This is a genomic window from Microcystis sp. LE18-22.4A (genome assembly GCF_027531105.1).
GTDB lineage: Bacteria > Cyanobacteriota > Cyanobacteriia > Cyanobacteriales > Microcystaceae > Microcystis > Microcystis aeruginosa.
This window is the reverse complement of record NZ_JAPZRB010000095.1, coordinates 1-3,167: the sequence shown is the minus strand read 5'-3', so window position 1 is coordinate 3,167 and position 3,167 is coordinate 1. Positions and strand designations below refer to the sequence as shown.

The following is a 3,167-nucleotide window of genomic DNA, read 5'->3' as shown; positions in this document are numbered from 1 at the left end:
CTCGTACAACCCGTGCCGATTTTACCTCTCCCAGAGAAGATAATAATTCTTCGAGATAATCTTTGGCAAACTGGTCATGAATAAATCTAGTCATAGGTTTATCTAACATGATTTAATAACTTATCTCGTAATTGCTTAATCTGATCACGATATTTAGCTGCTGACTCGAATTCTAGATTTTTCGCCGCTTCTTTCATTTGCGCTTCTAGTTGTTGAATTAACTCGGGAATTTGTTCCAAAGAAAGCTCTTCTATATTCTCACAAACCTGCTCTAATTGTTGGGAATTTAGGCGACGGGAAATATCCAGAAAAGCCAAAATTGAATTACTTGACCTTTTAACAATCGGTTGCGGAATAATCCCATGTTTCTGATTATACTCCTGTTGAATAGCGCGTCGTCTCTTGGTTTCTTCGATCGCATTAATCATACTATCGGTGAGATTATCTCCGTAAAGAATTGCCTGACCGCGAATATGACGAGCAGCCCGGCCGATAGTTTGAATTAAAGAGCGGGTAGCTCTTAAAAATCCTTCCTTATCTGCGTCTAAAATCGCCACTAAAGACACTTCCGGCAGGTCTAACCCCTCGCGAAGCAAATTCACGCCGATCAGCACGTCAAAGACCCCTTCTCGCAGGTCTTGGATAATTTCAATCCGTTGAATTGATTGAATTTCCGAATGTAGATATCTAACTTTAATTCCCCTTTCTTGCAAGTATTCGGTTAAATCTTCCGCCATGCGTTTAGTTAAAGTGGTAATCAAAACCCGTTCATTTAACCGCACTCGCTCCTTAATTTCCCCTAATAAATCATCTACTTGTCCCTCGGTTGGTCGCACAAAAATCTCTGGGTCTAAAACTCCCGTCGGTCGGATAATTTGTTCGACAATGCGATTTTCTGACTGTTCTAATTCCCAATCTCCCGGAGTGGCCGAAACAAAAATACATTGATTAACTTTCTGCCAAAATTCTTCCGACTTCAAAGGACGATTATCCGCAGCACTGGGTAAACGAAACCCGTGATCGATCAAAACTTTTTTTCGTGATTGATCGCCATTATACATCCCGCGAATTTGCGGCACACTGACATGAGACTCATCCACAACTAATAACCAATCTTGAGGAAAATAATCCACCAAACATTCCGGCGGTTCCCCCGCTAACCTACCCGCTAAATGCCGCGAATAATTTTCCACGCCATTACAATAACCCACTTCCTGCAACATTTCTAAATCATAACGAGTCCGTTGGTCCAAACGTTGCGCTTCCAGTAATTTGCCCGCTTTTTCTAACTCCAATAAACGGTTATCTAACTCGGTTTTAATATCCCGACAAGCCACCTCTAAACGCTCCTCCGGGGTAACAAAGTGACGGGCCGGATAAATACTAATTCTCTCTAATTTTTGCAAAACTTCCCCCGTCAGGGGATCGAGATAACGAATACTTTCAATCTCATCGCCAAAAAAATCAATTTTAATCACCCGATCCTCGTAAGCGGGAACAATTTCCAAAATATCGCCCTTCAGACGAAAACGACCGCGAGTTAACTCTAAATCATTGCGATTGTACTGCACTGACACCAAGGCCCGTAATAATTGCCTTTGGTCGAACTCTTGACCAACTGTTAAGGAAATCGCCGCTTTCAGGTATTCTGCTGGCATTCCCAAACCATAAATACAACTAATGGAAGCGACGACGATCACATCCCTGCGTTCAAATAGCGATCGCGTGGCCGAATGGCGCAGCATATCGATCTCATCATTAATCGAAGAACTCTTTTCGATGTAGGTATCGCTGACGGGAATGTAAGCCTCCGGTTGATAGTAGTCGTAATAGCTGATAAAGTATTCCACGGCGTTATTGGGGAAAAATTGCCGCAATTCGTTGCATAATTGGGCCGCCAGGGTCTTATTATGGGCAAGAACGAGGGTAGGCCTGCCAATTTTCTCGATGACGGCGGCAATGGTGAAGGTTTTGCCGGTGCCGGTTGCCCCTAAGAGGGTTTGGAAACGCTGCTGGTTTTGCAGGGAATCTACCAATTTATTGATCGCTGCCGGTTGATCCCCAGTGGGTTGAAAGGGTGCTTGTAGTTGAAAAGCGGACATTAGCGGCTAGGTGTAGAGAACAGGCAAAATAAATTATCAATCAAATTACCAACACTTATAGGGTTTTGGGAAAGAAAGATGTATCTTAATATTAGAGAGGATTTTAAAAAAAGATTAAAAGTCTTCGAGAATACCCTAAACTTAAATCTTATCGTTTCCCCGAAGCTATTAACGGAAAGGAGTATCAGGTTATGACGGTGGAAAATCTAGAAACGAACGGGACTCAAACCCCAGCAACCACAGAAGAAAAGACCAGCAGCCCACGCGGTAAAGCTACTACGGCTAAAACCGCCAAAGATAAAGAAGTGGTCGCCCTTTCGGTGAAAAACAACGCTGAATCGGCTTCCAAAGCCTTAAAATTCTATCAACCTGAACATCGCTTACCCGAAAATCGTCCTGTTGGTACTAGCCATCTTCACTTCACGGAAGATGAAATGTTACCCGGGGGCCGTCCCGTGGAAGTTAGCCATCTGAAAGTTGTTAGTACCTATTCTTCCGTCGGTGGATTGCGTCCTGTCGGCTCTAGTGGTATGGAAGTCAGTAGCACTCTAGCGATTTCTGGCAATCGTCCGATCGCTCTCAGTCATCTGCACATTAGCGAAACCTATACAGTCATGGGTAATCGTCCCGTTGCTTCCAATGAAATCGATGATCCCGAAACTTTAATGGGATTTTTGGATTAATTGTTTTGTTGATCAAGACGGATTTTTTCCCTGTCCCGGACGGGGAATTTATTTTTTCTAGCCCACCGTTTTTAATCCCGATGCTGTTTAAGCAAAAATTTTTCTTAATTGTCTCGTTTCTAATAGTGGTTTTTTGTGGTTTCGGATTATTAAATCTTACCTACGATGCTTCAGTTTTAGCGCAAGAGGAATATTATCAGATTCGATCGCTTCATAGTCGCGATGGTATCGTTAAATTTTATCGGCTCTTCGTTACCCTTTATGCTAAATCAACAGACAAGATGCCAAGATAACATACTTCTAACCCAAAAATTCCGAAAGTTTCTAAAGCCATAGCCTCTCCGTTTTATTAGTTTAAGTTTATTGTTGATTCCCTCGACCA

The 3,167-nt window shown here is 42.7% G+C and carries 4 protein-coding genes and 1 pseudogene; 2 read left to right on the top strand and 3 right to left on the bottom strand.

Going from position 1 to position 3,167, the window contains the following annotated elements; genetic code table 11:
* Together O9295_RS04245 and uvrB are read right to left on the bottom strand one after the other, a co-directional pair.
* Positions 1 to 94 (bottom strand): annotated as a pseudogene (locus O9295_RS04245) (flagellar assembly protein H); the annotation flags it as partial.
* Positions 95 to 98: 4 nt separating this feature from the next.
* Positions 99 to 2,102, bottom strand: a complete 2,004-nt coding sequence (gene uvrB / locus O9295_RS04240) for an excinuclease ABC subunit UvrB (RefSeq protein ID WP_288031947.1) — start codon at positions 2,100 to 2,102, stop codon at positions 99 to 101.
* A 191-nt stretch (positions 2,103 to 2,293) separates the two neighbouring features.
* Here uvrB and O9295_RS04235 point away from each other — a divergent pair, with 191 nt between their 5' ends.
* The gene (locus O9295_RS04235) at positions 2,294 to 2,785 is read left to right on the top strand and encodes a hypothetical protein (RefSeq protein ID WP_002760830.1); all 492 of its coding nucleotides are present in this window, start codon (positions 2,294 to 2,296) and stop codon (positions 2,783 to 2,785) included.
* An 80-nt stretch (positions 2,786 to 2,865) separates the two neighbouring features.
* Positions 2,866 to 3,078: a hypothetical protein gene (locus O9295_RS04230; RefSeq protein WP_288031945.1), complete on the top strand. Its 213-nt coding sequence runs from the start codon at positions 2,866 to 2,868 to the stop codon at positions 3,076 to 3,078.
* Here O9295_RS04230 and O9295_RS04225 read toward each other — a convergent pair.
* Positions 3,055 to 3,167 (bottom strand): transposase (locus tag O9295_RS04225; RefSeq protein ID WP_071784045.1); only part of this gene is annotated, 113 nt, incomplete at its 5' end. The genes O9295_RS04230 and O9295_RS04225 overlap by 24 nt on opposite strands.